Below are 16,009 nucleotides of genomic sequence, written 5' to 3'. Positions count from 1 at the left end.
CAGACCTCAGCTTTACGGCAATCATCAATGCCTGCGCCGCTCTCCTGAACTCAAAGTGAATCTCAACAGACCCTAGTTCAGCGGAAACGTCAGACCATAGGTCAGGGTGGCATCGACCGCGTTGCCACCCCTTGGCAAAGCCTGAATGAACAGATTGCGATAGCGCATCTGCACGCTAACCAGCGGCGCCATGTCATCCACGGCATGGTTAAACTGGTCTCCGTTGCCGGGATACCAGGCAAGGCCGGCGAACAGATCGAACCCCCAGTTCTCGGTCCGGTACAGGGGATATGCCCCCGACACGCCAATCGAGCCTTCACCATAGCTGTTGCGAAAGGCCCCTACCAAGGGAGTACCGCGATTTCTTAGCCAGATCCGGATCCCAGGCCAGCGCGCCGACGAGAGAAAACCGCATGCCTCTGGTGTCGACAAAAGGAACTGCGGCGCTCAGGGCAAAGGGTCCTGTTTCACTGCCATTTGGCAAGGCGCCCGCGCTCAGATCGACCCGGTTGCGCAAGACCGTTTCCGCCCAGATCAGGGGGTCGAACCGCTCTGTGGTGGAGGTTTGGTCGGGTTTGACAGGCTGGGTTTCGTCCGCCAATGCGGCGCCGGAAAACCCCGACCCGGCAGAATGCGCAAAGATCAGAACCGTCACACGCATCATGCCGTCCCTCTCCAATCTTGTTGGATTGTACCCGAAATTGACCGTTTTACACTGGGCCTCAGCCCCGTTTGTTCCGTTTTGTACTGTGTCTCACCGAAGTTGGACAAGATTGTGGCAAGGCCGGAAACAGTTCAGATCTTGCGGATCCAGAAGGATTGCGCCCGCCCCTGCCCTAGGAACGGCAGCGCCGCCACAGCATCTGGTCGCGCGCGTTGCAAGTAGTAGCCGGGCCAGAGGATTTCAAAACCGCCCGATTGGATCAGCGCGTGCAGGACATACTGTTCCGCCCAAGAGGGGCAGTCATAAAAGAACCGTTTGGGGTATTCATAGGGCAAGAACACGTCATGCACATGGATCACCACGCCCGGTGCCAGCGCCGGGATGATCCGGCAGAAGAGATGCGCGACATCGTTGCTCATCCGCACCTGGTGGCTTGAATCGATGAACAGGATGTCGCCTGCACCCAGTGCGGCGAACAGGGCCGGGTCGACCTCTTCCAACCGTTTCTGTTCGAACCGGTCGACCACATGCGCGATATCGGCGCGCGGCCAGGGGTCGATGGCGGTGATCGTGGTGGCCAGCCCACCGTCAAGAATGGCCTGACGGGTGATCCGGGTCGAGTTGCCGCAACCGACCTCGATCACCTGGCGCGGCTGATAGCGGCGGACCATCAGATAGAGCGCCTCGGCATCGGGTGTGTCGTAATAGCCGTTGTTGCCGCGATACCCCGTCTGGTTCCGCTCTGGATCGTGCAGCGCTGCAAGGTCATCGGTATGGGCCGTGTAATCGGCAACCAGTTGCGAAAGGTCGAACCCGTCCATCCCTGGGCTGAGCGCATAGGCGATGCCGTCGAGGCCGCCGCGCGCTTCGAAGTCGCGCAGCCGCTCTTGTTCGGCGCTCCCTTCGCGGGCATCGACAAGCGCCATCCCCCACCGGGACAGCAACGCGTTGGCCTTTGGAAACTTCCGCTTTTTCACCGCTCTCACCTGTTGTCCGCCACCAGTTCCAGCCCGTTGCATAACCGGCTCGCGCCCGCGATCCAATGGCATTCCTGCTTGAGAAACGGGTCCGATGCCTGTTCACTGGTCCAACACGGCCAAACGGGAGGGACCATGCAGACGGAATACACGCTTGGGATCGAAGAGGAATACCTGCTGGTTGACCGAGACAGCCTGCAACTGGCCGAGGCCCCCGCCGCTTTGATGGAGGCCTGCCAGGCCGATTTCGAAGGCCAGGTCAGCCCCGAGTTCCTGCAATGTCAGATCGAGGTCGGCACCCGCCCGCATACCACCATCGCCTCTGCCCGCGATGATCTGAAACGGCTGCGCGCCTGTGTGTCGCAACGAGCGGGAGAGCATAATCTGGTCCCGATTGCTGTCTCGTGCCACCCGTTCGCCAACTGGAAGGACCAGCATCACACCCGCAAGGAGCGTTACGACGCGCTGCAACATGCGCTGGGCGGGGTGGCGCGGCGGATGCTGATTTGTGGCATGCATGTGCATATCGGGGTCGAGGATAAGGCCCTGCGTGCCGATCTGATGCCACAGTTAAGCTATTTCCTGCCGCATCTTCTGGCGCTGTCGGCCTCCTCACCCTTCTGGAATGGCGAGGATACCGGCCTGTCCTCCTATCGGCTGACCATCTTTGACAACCTGCCGCGCACCGGACTGCCACCCACGTTTACAAGCTGGGCAGAGTATGAGCGCACCACGGGGATCCTGGTGGAGCTGGGGGTGATCGAGGACACCACCAAGATCTGGTGGGATCTGCGCCCGTCGCACCGGTTTCCGACGCTGGAAACGCGGATCATGGATGTGCAGCCGCGGCTGGAGCACGCGCTGTCGCTGGCGGCGATGAACCAGGCATTGATGCGGATGCTGTGCCGATTGAAGGCGCGCAACCTGCGCTGGCGCCATTATGACCGGTTCCTGATAGGCGAGAACCGCTGGCGCGCGCAGCGTTATGGCGTAGGCGAAGGGCTGATCGACTTTGGCGACCGCTCGATCAAGCCGATGACGGTGCTGATGGACGAGCTGATGGGGATGCTGTCGGAAGATGCCGAGGCGCTGGGCACCCTGCCCGAGATCGCCCGGCTGCGGCAGATCGCCGAACATGGCAACTCGGCCACCCGTCAGCGCCGGGTCCATGCCGAGGCGCTGGCCCGGGGCGAGGATGCGGGACAGGCCGTGGTGCGCCACCTGATCGAGGAGTTCCACGCCGATCTGTAGGCTGAGGGGCGCTGCCCCTTTTGGCCTGCGGCCAATTCACCCCGGAGTATTTAGGGCAAAGTGAATGGGTCTTTTGGGTGGTGCGCTTTGCATTTCTGCAAGGGGCGTTTGCGGCATTGGAGCTTGATCGGACAGGGGCGTGGCGGTAAGAAATAAACAACTGTTCATTTCTGCTGTCCGCCGATGGAGGAGACGTCATGGATTTTGCACTGACCGAGGAACAGACCGCGATCTTCGACATGGCCCACGCATTCGGCCAGGACAATATCGCGCCCTATGCCCGGCAATGGGAGGCCGAGGGCACCATTCCCAAGGAGCTTTGGCCGCAGGTGGGCGAGCTGGGTTTTGGCGGGCTCTATGTGTCCGAGGAAGCCGGCGGCGCCGGGCTGACCCGGCTGGATGCGACGCTGGTGTTCGAGGCGCTCAGCATGGCCTGCCCTTCGGTGGCGGCCTTTCTGTCGATCCACAACATGTGCGCCAAGATGCTGGACAATTTCGCCAGCGATCAATTGAAGGCGCGGGTGATGCCGGACGTGCTGTCGCTCAAGACGGTGCTGAGCTATTGCCTGACCGAGCCGGGGTCCGGCTCGGACGCGGCGGCGCTGAAGACGCGGGCGGAAAAGACCAACGAGGGTTATACGCTCAACGGCACCAAGGCATTCATTTCGGGCGGCGGCTATTCCGATGCCTATGTCTGCATGGTGCGCACCGGCGAGGACGGGCCCAAGGGCATTTCCACCGTCTATGTCGAGGATGGCACACCCGGCCTGAGCTTTGGCGCACTGGAACAGAAGATGGGCTGGAAGAGCCAGCCCACAGCCCAGGTGCAGTTCGACGATTGCAAGGTGCCCGCGGGCAACCTGGTGGGGATCGAGGGCGACGGGTTCAAATACGCGATGATGGGGCTGGATGGCGGGCGGCTGAATATCGCCTCGTGCAGCCTGGGCGCGGCGCAGACGGCGCTGAACATGACGCTGCAATACATGGGCGAGCGCAAGGCCTTTGGTAAATCCATCGACCAGTTCCAGGCACTGCAATTCCGGCTGGCGGATATGGAGATCGAGTTGCAGGCGGCGCGCACCTTCCTGCGGCAGGCGGCGTGGAAGCTGGACAACAAGGCGCCCGACGCCACCAAGTTCTGCGCCATGGCCAAGAAATTCGTGACCGAGACAGGTTCGAAAGTGGTGGATCAGTGCCTGCAACTTCATGGCGGATACGGCTATCTTGCCGATTACGGGATCGAGAAGCTGGTGCGTGACCTGCGGGTGCACCAGATCCTGGAAGGCACCAACGAGATCATGCGGGTGATCACCGCCCGCCACATGCTGGCCAACCGCTGAGGATCAGATGACAGATATCGACATCCGGGTCACGGGACGCGCCGGGCGGATCACCCTGACCCGCCCGCAGGCGCTGAACGCGATGAGCTATGACATGTGCATGGCGATCGACGCGGCGCTGAGGAACTGGCGCGAGGATGACGACGTCGCGCTGGTGATCCTGGATGCCGAAGGCGACAAGGCGTTTTGCGCCGGGGGCGACATTGCCGAGCTGTATGATACCGGCACCCAGGGCGACTATGGGTACGGGCGCACCTTCTGGCGCGACGAATATCGCATGAATGCGATGATCTTCGAATATCCCAAGCCGGTTGTGAGCTTCATGCAGGGGTTCACCATGGGCGGCGGTGTCGGCATCGGCTGTCACGGCTCGCACCGGGTGGTGGGCGAAAGCAGCAAGATCGCCATGCCCGAATGCGGCATCGGGCTTGTTCCGGACGTGGGCGGCACGCTGATGCTGGCGCTGGCACCGGGGCGGCTGGGTGAATATCTGGGCACCACCGCCGGGCGGATGGGGCCCGATGACGCGATTTTTGCGGGGTTTGCCGATCTCTATATCCCGCAAGGTGACTGGGAGGGGCTGATCGAGATGCTCGAGGCCTCGGGCGATCCGGCGCTGCTGGCGCCGCATGCACAGACCCCGCCCCCGGGCGAGTTGCGCGCGATGCAGGGTGAGATCGACCGGCATTTCGGCGGCGAGACGCTGGGGGATATCCTGATGTCATTGCGGACCGATGCCGGAGAGTTTTCGGAGAAAACGCGCGCCAGCCTGGGACGGAATTCACCGCTGTCGATGGCCTGTACGGTTGAGATGCTGCATCGGCTGCGCGGCGCGACATTGACCATCCGCAAGGCGCTGGAGCTGGAGTACCGCTTCACTTATCGTGCGATGGAAAAGGGCGATTTCCTGGAAGGGATCCGCGCCCAGATCATCGACAAGGATCGCAATCCGCGCTGGCAATATGCCGATCTGACGGTGCCTGCGGTGGCGGTATCGGCCATGTTGCAGCCTTTGGGCGCCGAGGCGCTGACATTCGAGGAGGAATAGGCATGAAAATCGGGTTCATCGGTCTGGGCAATATGGGGGCGCCGATGGCGGCCAACCTCGCCAAGGCGGGTCACGAGGTGACCGGGTTTGACATGGCGCCGGTCGAGGTCGCGGGTGTGACCCGCGCGGCCAGCGCGGCCGAGGCCGCACGCGGCGCCGATGTGGTGGTGACCATGCTGCCCAACGGCCAGATCCTGCGCGCCGTTGCCGCCGAGGTGATCCCGGCGATGACAGCGGGCGCGGCGCTGGTCGATTGCTCGACCGTCGATGTGGACAGCGCCCGCGCGGTGGCGGCGGATGCCGAGGCGGCCGGGCTCTTGCCCGTTGACGCGCCGGTCTCGGGCGGCATCGGTGGCGCGGCGGCGGGCACGCTGACCTTCATGGCGGGCGGCTCGGAAGCGGCGTTCGACAAGGCCAGGCCTCTGTTCGACATCATGGGACAGAAGGCCGTGCATTGCGGCGATGCAGGCGCCGGACAGGCGGCCAAGATCTGCAACAACATGATCCTGGGCGTGACCATGATCGCCACTTGCGAGGCCTTTGCGCTGGCTGACAAGCTGGGGCTGGACCGGCAGAAGATGTTCGACGTGGTCTCGACCTCGTCGGGCTATAGCTGGACGATGAACGCCTATTGCCCGGCGCCGGGTGTGGGGCCGCAATCGCCCGCCGATAACGGATACAAACCCGGGTTCGCCGCCGAACTGATGCTGAAGGATCTGCGGCTGAGCCAGCAGGCCGCCGGCAGCGCCGATGCGGATACGCCGATGGGCCAGCTGGCCGAGGCGCTTTATGCCCGCTTTGTCGAGGACGAGGATGGCAAGGGCATGGATTTCAGCGCCATGCTGCCCCGGTTCGAAAAACGCGGACGCAGCTGAGGGGCGCCGCCCCTCTTGGCCTGCGGCCAATTCACCCCGGAGTATTTCCGACCAGAAAGAAGGCGGCCGCCGGTGTGTTCACCGGCGGTTTCTTGCGCAGAGGTTTGCAGTTGCGCCGCGCATGCCCCATCTGACGAGAGAGAGGCCGGAGTCCCGGTCGCAAGATGGAGTTGATGACATGAAACGGATGATCTCTGCTTCGCTGGTGCTGAGCCTGGCCCTTGCTGCTGCCCCTGCCCTGGCGGGAAATGGAAACGGCAAGGGAAATGGCAAGGCCCCCCACAAGGTTGAAAAAACGGTCAAGGTCACCCGCCCGGCCAATACGACCGTCTCGGTGCATTGCCCGCCCGGACTGGCCAAGAAGGCCGTTCCCTGCGTGCCGCCCGGACAGGTGAAGGCGCGCTATGGCATCGGCGACTATATCCCGCGTGACTATTTCCGCATCGACGACCCTTATCGCTATGGCCTGAAGCGGGACGGCTATTACGTGCGGGCGGGCGACTATGTCTACCAGATTGATCGCGACACCCATAAGGTGCTGAACCTGATCGGCGCGGTGGCCGATATCCTGAACTAAGGCTCAGCGCCAGGGATCTTTCGGCGCGCGGTCGCCCGACAGGCTGTCCTGTCGCGCAGATACAAGCTCTTCGATCGCATCCGCCAGGTGGATGCGGTCGATGTTGTAATCGCCGCGCGCCACGCGGATGCGGTGGGCACGCAGCAGCACATCGGCATGGGTGCAGCCCACGGGCGGCTCGAACCGGTAGCTGGCCAATTCGATCAACAGGCCCAGCGGGTCCTTGAAATAGATCGAATCCATGAAACCCCGGTCGCGCGGGCCGGAATGGTCGATACCGCGTTCGTCCAGCCGTTCGACCGCCTGCCAGAAGGTCGCCTGTGACACGTTGAAGGCGATGTGATGCACGCAGCCCGGATCGGTGGGCGTTCGGTCGGGCGTGCCTTTGCGTGTCTCGTTGGTAAAGACGGTGATCAAGCGCCCGTCGCCCGGGTCGAAATAGACATGCCCCTCGTCCGGGTTGTCGAGATTGGGCTGGTCAAACACGAAGGGCATGCCCAGCACCCCCTCCCAGAAGTCGATGGTGCTCTGCCGGTCGGCGCCGGTCAGGGTGATGTGATGCACGCCCTGGGTCTGCAACTTGCGCATTGTCGTCCTCCTCTGCTCCCCGGATACAGCATAGCGCGATGGCGCGATCTCTCAATCACCAGGCGCTGCATTCCCCCAGATCGCCTCTGTCGCTTGCCGGGTGGCGTCGTCGGCGGGAAAGAACATCTCGATCCTGAGTTCGGACATGGCGATGTCGCCGGTGGCGCCAAACTGGGTGATCGTGGTGAAGAAAGACAGTACCCTGTCCCCCAGCCGGTAACGGGCCGGGATCACGGCGGGCATCTGATCGACTGCGGTGCCGGGCTGGGCGGCGACTCTGTCCGCCAGCCGCCCCACTGCCCATTCCAGCACCGGATCGCGGCCGAAATGGGCCAGTTCAGTGCGCAGGCGCGCCAGGCTCAGACGTTCGATTTCGGCCCGGTTTTCCAGTGCCGCCGCTAGCGCCGGATTGTCGAGCAGCGCGTCGATCAGGCTGTCGCCCGCGCCCAGCCCGGTGGCGGCGAACATCGCCTGGGCCGGGCGGTTCATCGCCTTGAGGCACCAGTGCCGGTCCACCGCCATCGCCGGATAGGGTGCGTGGCGGGTCAGCATCCAGTCGACCGCCTGCGAGAGCGGTGCCATTTCGGGTGCGTCGCCTGCCCGGCTGTGATAGGCGGGCGCCAGCCCCGCCGAGGTGAGCCAGCGGTTGCGGGCGCTGCCCGGCACCTCCAGTTCGTCACAGAGCCGCAGCACCATGCCCCGGCTGGGCCGGGCGCGGCCGGTCTCGAGAAACGAGACATGACGCGGCGAGACACCTGCCGACAGGCCCAGTTCCATCTGGCTCATCCGGCGCAGCTGTCGCCATTCCTTCAGCACATCTCCGAACGTGTCCATCATCCCTGCCCTCCGCTTGTCCCAGCATAGGGCATCGGGCGCGGGTTTCACTTACCCCAGAGGTAATTGTTTTGCGGCGGCCCGAGGTGGCAGGCTGGCCCCAGCATCAGAAATGGAGAGTTGAGATGACCCATGACCGCGCCACCCGCCTGCTGTCGCTTGCCGCCATCGCCACCGCGCTGTTCGGGTTGGCCATGTTCGCCACCGTCGCGCTGGACCAGCGCGCCGTGTTCGAGATGTTTCTTGATCTTGCCATCCTGCCCATCGACGGGGCGGACCGTTTGGATACCCCGACCGCGCGGCTGCTGACCGCGATCAGCGGCGGCTTGCTGACCGGGCTGGGGGTGATGATCTGGCAGGTGGTGCGCGACGTCTATGCCCGCGACCCCGAAACCGGCGGGCGGATCATCCTGCGCGGGGTTCTGGCCTGGTTCGTGATCGACAGCGCCGGATCGGTGCTGGCCGGGGCCGCGTTCAACGTAGTGATGAACAGCGGATTTCTGGCCCTGTTCCTGGTGCCGTTGCTCGGGCGGCGTGCGCAAGGGACACCGTCCACATCCGCCCCAAGCAAATAGGGCCGCCCCCGTTTGCCTCCGAAGTAGCCCAGCCAAAGCGGTTGATCCCTGTATCGCGCGCTGTGGAACACATTTTGCTTTTCAGTCCGGGAACCAAAGCGGCCAAAGCGGCGTTCATCCTTCACACAACAAAAATTTGGTATGGAGTATGGATCCGATGCGGTATCACGCAACGGCACTGGCGTTGCTCGTGCTGACGACAACCACCCCCGCCCAGGCTGCTTGTACTGACGACAACAGCGCCGATGCGTCTTGCAACACGCCGTCGCCTGCACGTTTCATGTCCGTAGAACCTTCCTCAGGCGGCCTGAGCGAAGGAGCCCGCCTGCCCGACAACGCGATGGTGCTGATCAACACCGCCTATTACGGGCTTCCACCGGTCGAGAGCGGCTGGTGGTACTTCAAGGTCGATGGCCAGATCTATCGCGCGAACCCAAGTTCACGCGTCATTCTGGAAAGGGTCACGCATCTGGCCAATGCCGCGTTCAAGTCCTGATCGCGTGGCGTCTCACTCTGCCGCCACACGTTCGGGGTTGAGCATCGGTTTCAGGTAGCGCCCAGTGTGGCTGCGCTCGGTTGCGGCCACATCCTCCGGCGTGCCCTGGGCCACGATCATGCCGCCGCCATCGCCGCCCTCGGGGCCGATATCGATGATCCAGTCGGCGGTTTTGACCACATCCAGATTGTGTTCGATCACCACCACCGTGTTGCCCTGTTCGACCAGCTCATGCAGCACTTCGAGGAGTTTGCGCACGTCCTCGAAATGCAGGCCCGTGGTGGGTTCATCCAGGATATAGAGCGTGCGGCCGGTCGATCGGCGGCTGAGCTCCTTGCTGAGCTTCACCCGCTGCGCCTCGCCCCCCGAAAGCGTCGTGGCCTGCTGGCCAACCTTGATATAGCCAAGACCGACGCGGGAAAGCGCGTCCATCTTTTCGCGGATCGAGGGCACGGCCTTGAAGAAATCTTGCGCATCTTCCACAGTCATATCAAGGACATCGGCGATGCTCTTGCCCTTGAACTTCACCTCTAGCGTCTCGCGGTTATAGCGCGCGCCCTTGCAGGTTTCGCAGGTGACATAGACATCGGGCAGGAAGTGCATTTCAATCTTGATGACGCCGTCACCCTGGCATGCCTCACACCGGCCGCCCTTGACGTTGAAGCTGAACCGCCCCGGTTTGTAGCCGCGCGCCTTGGCCTCGGGCAGGCCCGCGAACCAGTCGCGGATCGGCGTGAAGGCACCGGTATAGGTGGCGGGGTTACTGCGCGGGGTGCGCCCGATGGGGCGCTGGTCGATGTCGATCACCTTGTCAAGGAATTCCAGCCCCTTGATCGTCTCGCAGGGCGCGGGCGTCTGGCGGGCGCCATTGAGCCGCATGCTGGCAGTCTTGAACAGGGTCTCGATGGTCAGCGTCGACTTGCCCCCGCCCGAGACGCCGGTGACACAGACGAACTTTCCCAGCGGGAAATCGGCGGTGACCTCGCGCAGGTTGTTGCCGGTGGCCTTGACCACGGTCAGCTTCTTGCCATTGCCGGGGCGGCGTTCGGCAGGGACTGAAATCTCGCGACTGCCCGACAGGTATTGGCCTGTGACCGAGGCCGGATCTGCGGCGATCTGCGAAGGCGTGCCGTGGCTGACCACGCGGCCGCCATGTACGCCGGCACCGGGGCCGATGTCGAACACGTAATCGGCCTCGCGGATCGCTTCCTCGTCATGTTCGACAACGATCACCGTGTTGCCCTGATCGCGCAGGTTCTTGAGCGTGGTCAGCAGGCGGTCGTTATCGCGCTGGTGCAGCCCGATGGAGGGTTCGTCGAGCACATAGAGCACGCCGGTGAGGCCCGAGCCGATCTGGCTGGCCAGGCGGATGCGCTGGCTTTCGCCGCCCGAGAGCGTGCCACTTGAACGGGACAGTGTAAGGTATTCCAATCCCACGTTATTCAGGAAACCCAGCCGCTCGCGGATTTCCTTGAGAATGGCGCGGGCAATCTCGTTTTTCTGGGCGCTCAGCGCGGCGGGCGCGGTGTCGATCCAGGCATAGGCCTCCTTGATCGACATCTGCACCACCTGTCCCACATGCAGGCCCGCGATCTTGACCGCCAGCGCCTCGGGCTTGAGCCGGTAACCGCCGCAGGTGCCGCAGGGGCGGTTGTTCTGGTATTGCTCGAACTCCTCGCGGATCCAGTTACTGTCGGTCTCGCGATAGCGGCGTTCCATGTTGGGAATGACGCCTTCGAAACTGCGGGTGACCTGATAGACGCGGCCGCCCTCGTCATAGCGGAACTGGATTTCCTCTTCGCCCGAGCCATAAAGGAAAACCTGCTGCACCTGTTCCGGCAGATCCTTCCAGGGGGTGTTCTTGTCGAACTGGTAGTGGCGGGCGATGGCCTCGATGGTTTGCAGGAAATACGGCGACTTGCCCTTGCGCCAGGGCGCCAGCGCGCCGTCATAGACCTTGAGGCTCTGGTCGGGGACAACCAGACGCTCGTCAAAGAACAGCTCGACGCCCAGTCCGTCGCATTTCGGACAGGCGCCATAGGGCGCGTTGAACGAGAACAGGCGGGGTTCGATCTCGGGGATGGTGAAACCCGAGACCGGGCAGGCGAAATTCTCGGAAAAGGTGATGCGCTCGGGCTCACCTTCACTGGGCGCGGTTTCCAGAATGGCGATGCCCGAAGCGAGATCGAGCGCGGTGCGCAGGCTGTCGGCCAGCCGGGTTTCAAGCCCTTCGCGCACCACGATCCGGTCGACCACCACGTCGATATCGTGGCGGAACTTCTTGTCGAGCGTGGGCGGCTCGTCCAGCTCGTAGAACTGGCCGTCCACCTTGACCCGCTGGAAGCCCTGCTTGCGCAGCTCCAGGAATTCCTTGCGGTATTCGCCCTTGCGGTCGCGCACGATGGGGGCCAGCAGATAGCCGCGCGTGCCCTCCTCCATCGCCATGATCCGGTCGACCATGTCCTGCACCTGCTGCGCCTCGATGGGTTGGCCAGTGGCGGGGCTATAGGGCGTGCCCGCACGCGCGAACAACAGGCGCATATAGTCGTAGATCTCGGTCACCGTACCGACGGTCGAGCGGGGGTTCTTGCTGGTGGTCTTCTGCTCGATGGAAATGGCCGGGGACAGACCGCTGATATGGTCCACATCCGGCTTTTCCATCATGTCCAGAAACTGGCGCGCATAGGCGCTGAGGCTTTCGACATAGCGCCGCTGACCTTCGGCATAGATCGTGTCAAAGGCCAGGCTCGACTTGCCCGAGCCGGAAAGGCCAGTGATCACCACCAGCTGATCGCGCGGAATATCCACGTCGATCCCTTTGAGATTATGCTCGCGCGCGCCGCGTACCTCGATGAACTTCTGCTCAGCCATGAACTGCCCTCGGACCCAATGCGCAACAGATAGGCGATATGCTGCGAGTCTCCAACCCAATTAACAGAACGTAAAGGGAACAAATCACAAGCGCAACATTTACCCATTACATTCACTTTTTTGAATGTTAAATTCAGGGCATCTTTCCCGGGCTCTAACGCTCATTTTCAGGCAGGCGACATGTTCTTTTTCAAGAAACCCTCTCGCGTTGGTTCATCCGTGGCCGATGCCGTGCAACAGGCGGCAAACGGCGGTCTTTTGCTGATCGACGTGCGCGAGCATGGTGAGGTTCAGTCCACCGGCAAGGCCAAGGGCGCGCTGCATATCCCGCTGATGCGCCTGCGCAACATGGCAGACCGGCGGCACCCGGATTTCCACCCGCTGCTGACCGATGCCGGACCGATCGCGGTCTACTGCGCGTCGGGAGGCCGGTCAGCGCATGCCGAATCCATCCTGCGCGGGCTGGGGTTTGATCCGGTCCACAATATCGGCGGTCTGGGCCATTGGGTTCAGGCGGGCGGCGCGCTGGAACGCGGCTGAGCCGTCTCAGGTCTTGCGCGCCAGCGCCCAGGCGCAGATCGGGAAATCGGGGTCGTTGTCCAGCGGGTCGGTCTCGGGGTGATATTCCGGCGGCCAGGGCGTTTCGAGATTGCGCAGCGCGGCGTGACGGTTGCCCCATTGCTCGGCCCGGATTTCATCCTCGTCGAACCCGCATTCGGTGAGAAAGTTTCTGAGCCCGCGCGCCGACCAGCGGGAATTATCCATCGGGGCTGCGTGAAACGGGATAAAGAATGGCACGGCAAGCCAGAAATGCCCGCCGGGCCGCAGCATCTCCAAAACGTTCAACGTCGCCTCGTAAGGGCGGTCGAGGTGCTCCCAAACCTGATTGGCCATGATCAGGTCAAAGGACAGGATCTGGCCCGCCTCATCCCGATAGGGACCGGCACAGATATCGTATTCGGGATAGATGAAGCGGCGATAGCTGCGAAAGGTGAATTGCTGGCCCCATTTGCCCGAGACCTCGGCAGCATCCAACCGGTCGGGGCCGAGATCCTTGATCATACTGCGACTCGACCGTGCCATGACAATCCGGTTCAAACTGGTCACTGCTAACTCCGTGCTTTGGGTGGCAGGAAAGCAGCCTGTGCGCGGTGCGTCCAGTCGCGCGGGACGCATTTGCGCGCGAATGTGCCAGACAGCGACATTTTCCCCCTTTTCGCGTTTTCCTGACCTCGTAATGCCTGACCATGCTGCGGGATTGCGCGGCGGATTTCGCTTTGAATACGGGGTATTGAATGAAACGGATTGGTTGGGCCGCGCTGGCCTGTTGTCGTCCCTTGAGCCTTGCCGCGCAGGAGCGGCCTCGGCCATTCTGGTGCTGGACGCGTCGGGGTCGATGTGGGGTCAAATCGAGGGCGCGGCGAAAATCGAGATTGCCTGCCGGATCGCGAGCGACCTGCTGGCCACCCTGCCCGCTGATCAGCCGCTGGGGCTGATGGTTTATGGGCACCGGCGCAAGGGCGGTTGCAGCGATATCAAAACGCTGGCCCTGCCCGCGCCGGGCAATCGCACGGCGATCGCCGAGGCGGTGGCCGGGCTGAAGCCCAAGGGCAAGACGCCGATGCTGGACGCGGTGCGTCAGGCCGCCGAGGCGCTGCGCTATACCGAGGAGAAGGCGATCGTGATCCTGGTCTCGGGCGGGTCGAGCCCTGCGACGCCGCCCCCTGCGCCACCGTCGCCGCACTAGAAGCGGCGGGCGTCTATTTCACCGCCCTTGTGGAGGGGTTCGACATCGACGACCCGCAGGCGCTGGCGCAGATGCTATGCCTGACCGATCACACCGGCGGCACCTTTCGCAGCGCCGCCAATGCCGAGGAGTTGGGCGCGGCGCTGACTGCGGGTGGCATGGTCGAGGTCACCAGTACCGGTCCCGATGACCACGGTGATTATCTGATCGCCGGTCCGTTTGGGGCGAACGACGCTAGCTATCTGCACCGCCAAGGGTAACCCGCTGCTGGTGCGCCGGCCGGTGTCGCCGGGCGAATAAGAGATCCGTTATTTGCTGTCGGATGGGATAAAGACCCGCGCCCGCCTGCCGATTACCGTGACCGACCTGACCTTGACGCTCGCGGCGCCCGAGCGGGTGGCGGCGGGCGGCATGGTGGCGGTGACCGATACCGGCCCGGCCTATGACGGCGACTATGTCACCTTTGTCACCCCGGATGCGGGCGTGCTGGATTATCTCGGCTATGCCTATACCAGCGATGGCGCGACCGTGCAGTTACAGGCCCCGGACACGCCCGGCACATATGAGCTGCGCTATGTTTCGACCGTCGCGGGCGCGCGTATCCTGGCCCGCCGCGCGGTGGTGGTGGAGTAAGAAAAACCCTCGCCCGGCATGACTGGGCGAAGGTTAGCTTTGCCGCAGAAGCGGTTGATCTTACATGTGAATGACGCGACCGTAAGCGTCCAGAACGCTTTCGTGCATCATCTCGCTCAGCGTCGGGTGCGGGAAGACCGTGTGCATCAGGTCTTCCTCGGTGGTCTCCAGCTGGCGGCCCACAACATAGCCCTGGATCATCTCGGTCACCTCGGCGCCGACCATATGGGCGCCCAGCAGCTCGCCCGTCTTGGCGTCGAAGATGGTCTTGACCATGCCTTCGGCCTCACCCAATGCAATCGCCTTGCCATTGCCGATGAAGGGGAAGCGGCCGACCTTGATGTCGTATCCCAGTTCCTTGGCCTTGGCCTCGGTATAGCCGACCGATGCCACCTGCGGGTGGCAATAGGTGCAGCCCGCGATGCTTTCGGGCTTGACCGGGTGGGCGTGCTTGCCCGCGATCAGTTCGGCCACCATGACACCCTCGTGGGACGCCTTGTGCGCCAGCCAGGGCGCGCCGGCGATATCGCCGATGGCATAAAGCCCCTCGACCCCGGTGCGGCAATAGGCATCAGTCACCACATGGGTGCGGTCGATCTTGACGCCGAGCGCTTCGAGCCCGAGGTTTTCGACGTTGCCGACGATGCCCACGGCAGAGATCACCGTGTCGAATTCCATCTTCTCGACCTTGCCACCGGTCTCGATATGGGCGGTCACCTTGCCCTTGGCGCGGTCGAGCTGCTTGACCATGGATTTCTCCATGATCTTCATGCCTTGCTTGACAAAGCTCTTCTTGGCGAAGGCGCTGATTTCGGCGTCTTCGACCGGCAGGACGCGGTCCATCACCTCGACCACGGTCGTGTCGGCGCCCAGCGTGTTGTAGAAGCTGGCGAATTCGATGCCGATGGCGCCCGATCCGATCACCAGCAGTTTCTTGGGCATCCGTACCGGTTGCAGCGCGTGCTTGTAGGTCCAAACCAGATCGCCGTCCGCCTCGAGCCCCGGCAGTTCACGCGCGCGCGCTCCGGTGGCGAGGATGATGTTCTTGGCGGTCAGATCCTGCGCGCCCTTGTCGGTCTTGACCGACACCTTGCCCTTGGCCGGGATCGTGGCCGCGCCCATCACAACGTCGATCTTGTTCTTCTTCATCAGGTGACCGATGCCGCTGGAGAGCTGCTTGGCCACCCCGCGCGAGCGTTTCACCACCGCGTCGAGGTCATAGCCGATATTGTCGGCCTTCAGCCCGAATTCCTTGGCGCGCTCCATCAGGTGGAACACTTCGGACGAGCGAAGAAGCGCCTTGGTCGGGATACAACCCCAGTTCAGGCAGATGCCGCCCAGATGCTCGCGCTCGACCACACAGGTCTTGAGCCCCAGCTGCGCCGCGCGGATGGCGGCAACATAGCCCCCCGGTCCGGCACCGATTACGATCACGTCATAGGATTGTGCAGCCATGTTCTTCCCTCGGCCAGACCTGTTTCAAAAACTAGTTTACCATTAAACTATTTTTCAAACGACTTCAACAACAGCGTT

Annotated in this window: 19 protein-coding genes; 11 read left to right on the top strand and 8 right to left on the bottom strand. The window is 63.0% G+C overall.

What is annotated here, in order from left to right; genetic code table 11:
- Nucleotides 1–72 precede the first annotated feature (72 nt).
- The 3 genes from OEZ49_RS21440 to OEZ49_RS21430 all read right to left on the bottom strand — a co-directional run bounded on the left by OEZ49_RS21440 (nt 73) and on the right by OEZ49_RS21430 (nt 1,641).
- On the bottom strand, nt 73–303 hold the full coding sequence (locus tag OEZ49_RS21440; RefSeq protein ID WP_263390205.1) for a hypothetical protein: 231 nt from the start codon (nt 301–303) through the stop codon (nt 73–75).
- Nucleotides 304–316: 13 nt separating this feature from the next.
- Complete coding sequence (locus tag OEZ49_RS21435) at nt 317–664, bottom strand: hypothetical protein (RefSeq protein WP_263390204.1); 348 nt, start codon at nt 662–664, stop codon at nt 317–319.
- 131 nt (nt 665–795) lie between these two features.
- Nucleotides 796–1,641 carry a class I SAM-dependent methyltransferase gene (locus tag OEZ49_RS21430; RefSeq protein WP_263390203.1) on the bottom strand — a complete coding sequence of 282 codons (846 nt, stop codon included), beginning with the start codon at nt 1,639–1,641 and terminating at the stop codon, nt 796–798.
- 135 nt (nt 1,642–1,776) lie between these two features.
- Between OEZ49_RS21430 and OEZ49_RS21425 the strand changes: the two genes are divergently transcribed.
- The 5 genes from OEZ49_RS21425 to OEZ49_RS21405 all read left to right on the top strand — a co-directional run bounded on the left by OEZ49_RS21425 (nt 1,777) and on the right by OEZ49_RS21405 (nt 6,732).
- The gene (locus OEZ49_RS21425; protein WP_263390202.1) at nt 1,777–2,892 is read left to right on the top strand and encodes a carboxylate-amine ligase; all 1,116 of its coding nucleotides are present in this window, start codon (nt 1,777–1,779) and stop codon (nt 2,890–2,892) included.
- Nucleotides 2,893–3,089: 197 nt separating this feature from the next.
- Complete coding sequence (locus OEZ49_RS21420; RefSeq protein ID WP_263390200.1) at nt 3,090–4,232, top strand: acyl-CoA dehydrogenase family protein; 1,143 nt, start codon at nt 3,090–3,092, stop codon at nt 4,230–4,232.
- Nucleotides 4,233–4,239: 7 nt separating this feature from the next.
- Nucleotides 4,240–5,280, top strand: a complete 1,041-nt coding sequence (locus OEZ49_RS21415) for an enoyl-CoA hydratase/isomerase family protein (protein WP_263390199.1) — start codon at nt 4,240–4,242, stop codon at nt 5,278–5,280.
- Between the two features lie 2 nt (nt 5,281–5,282).
- Complete coding sequence (gene mmsB / locus OEZ49_RS21410; protein WP_263390198.1) at nt 5,283–6,155, top strand: 3-hydroxyisobutyrate dehydrogenase; 873 nt, start codon at nt 5,283–5,285, stop codon at nt 6,153–6,155.
- 178 nt (nt 6,156–6,333) lie between these two features.
- On the top strand, nt 6,334–6,732 hold the full coding sequence (locus OEZ49_RS21405; RefSeq protein ID WP_263390197.1) for a hypothetical protein: 399 nt from the start codon (nt 6,334–6,336) through the stop codon (nt 6,730–6,732).
- A gap of 3 nt (nt 6,733–6,735) precedes the next feature.
- On the opposite strand, the gene OEZ49_RS21400 is transcribed toward OEZ49_RS21405, so the two are convergent.
- Nucleotides 6,736–7,320 carry a VOC family protein gene (locus OEZ49_RS21400; protein WP_263390196.1) on the bottom strand — a complete coding sequence of 195 codons (585 nt, stop codon included), beginning with the start codon at nt 7,318–7,320 and terminating at the stop codon, nt 6,736–6,738.
- Nucleotides 7,321–7,371: 51 nt separating this feature from the next.
- Complete coding sequence (locus tag OEZ49_RS21395) at nt 7,372–8,157, bottom strand: helix-turn-helix transcriptional regulator (RefSeq protein ID WP_263390195.1); 786 nt, start codon at nt 8,155–8,157, stop codon at nt 7,372–7,374.
- 122 nt (nt 8,158–8,279) lie between these two features.
- Here OEZ49_RS21395 and OEZ49_RS21390 point away from each other — a divergent pair, with 122 nt between their 5' ends.
- Both OEZ49_RS21390 and OEZ49_RS21385 read left to right on the top strand, forming a co-directional pair.
- A complete protein-coding gene (locus OEZ49_RS21390; protein WP_263390194.1) occupies nt 8,280–8,729 on the top strand; it encodes an excinuclease ABC subunit A in 450 nt (149 codons plus the stop codon).
- Between the two features lie 280 nt (nt 8,730–9,009).
- Nucleotides 9,010–9,225 (top strand): hypothetical protein, encoded by a 216-nt coding sequence (locus tag OEZ49_RS21385; protein WP_263390193.1) that lies wholly within the window; start codon nt 9,010–9,012, stop codon nt 9,223–9,225.
- A gap of 12 nt (nt 9,226–9,237) precedes the next feature.
- On the opposite strand, the gene uvrA is transcribed toward OEZ49_RS21385, so the two are convergent.
- Nucleotides 9,238–12,096 carry an excinuclease ABC subunit UvrA gene (gene uvrA / locus OEZ49_RS21380; protein ID WP_263390192.1) on the bottom strand — a complete coding sequence of 953 codons (2,859 nt, stop codon included), beginning with the start codon at nt 12,094–12,096 and terminating at the stop codon, nt 9,238–9,240.
- 180 nt (nt 12,097–12,276) lie between these two features.
- On the opposite strand from uvrA, the gene OEZ49_RS21375 reads away from it, so the two are divergent.
- On the top strand, nt 12,277–12,636 hold the full coding sequence (locus tag OEZ49_RS21375) for a rhodanese-like domain-containing protein (protein ID WP_263390191.1): 360 nt from the start codon (nt 12,277–12,279) through the stop codon (nt 12,634–12,636).
- A 6-nt stretch (nt 12,637–12,642) separates the two neighbouring features.
- Here the strand turns inward: OEZ49_RS21375 and OEZ49_RS21370 are convergent, their stop codons facing one another.
- Nucleotides 12,643–13,203: a class I SAM-dependent methyltransferase gene (locus OEZ49_RS21370; RefSeq protein ID WP_263390190.1), complete on the bottom strand. Its 561-nt coding sequence runs from the start codon at nt 13,201–13,203 to the stop codon at nt 12,643–12,645.
- A 130-nt stretch (nt 13,204–13,333) separates the two neighbouring features.
- Between OEZ49_RS21370 and OEZ49_RS21365 the strand changes: the two genes are divergently transcribed.
- From OEZ49_RS21365 to OEZ49_RS21355, 3 genes are read left to right on the top strand one after another with little or no spacing between them, the layout of a single operon-like run.
- Nucleotides 13,334–13,843, top strand: a complete 510-nt coding sequence (locus OEZ49_RS21365) for a vWA domain-containing protein (protein WP_263390189.1) — start codon at nt 13,334–13,336, stop codon at nt 13,841–13,843.
- Between the two features lie 29 nt (nt 13,844–13,872).
- Nucleotides 13,873–14,103: a hypothetical protein gene (locus tag OEZ49_RS21360; RefSeq protein WP_263390188.1), complete on the top strand. Its 231-nt coding sequence runs from the start codon at nt 13,873–13,875 to the stop codon at nt 14,101–14,103.
- 52 nt (nt 14,104–14,155) lie between these two features.
- The gene (locus OEZ49_RS21355; RefSeq protein WP_263390187.1) at nt 14,156–14,476 is read left to right on the top strand and encodes a hypothetical protein; all 321 of its coding nucleotides are present in this window, start codon (nt 14,156–14,158) and stop codon (nt 14,474–14,476) included.
- A 60-nt stretch (nt 14,477–14,536) separates the two neighbouring features.
- Here the strand turns inward: OEZ49_RS21355 and lpdA are convergent, their stop codons facing one another.
- Complete coding sequence (gene lpdA, locus OEZ49_RS21350) at nt 14,537–15,931, bottom strand: dihydrolipoyl dehydrogenase (protein ID WP_263390186.1); 1,395 nt, start codon at nt 15,929–15,931, stop codon at nt 14,537–14,539.
- Nucleotides 15,932–16,009: the final 78 nt, after the last annotated feature.

Origin of the sequence: Ruegeria marisflavi (assembly GCF_025673445.1) — a bacterium.
Classification (GTDB): Bacteria; Pseudomonadota; Alphaproteobacteria; order Rhodobacterales; family Rhodobacteraceae; genus Ruegeria_B; species Ruegeria_B marisflavi.
The sequence above is the reverse complement of the archived record's forward strand: the minus strand, read 5'-3'. Positions and strand labels throughout refer to the sequence as shown.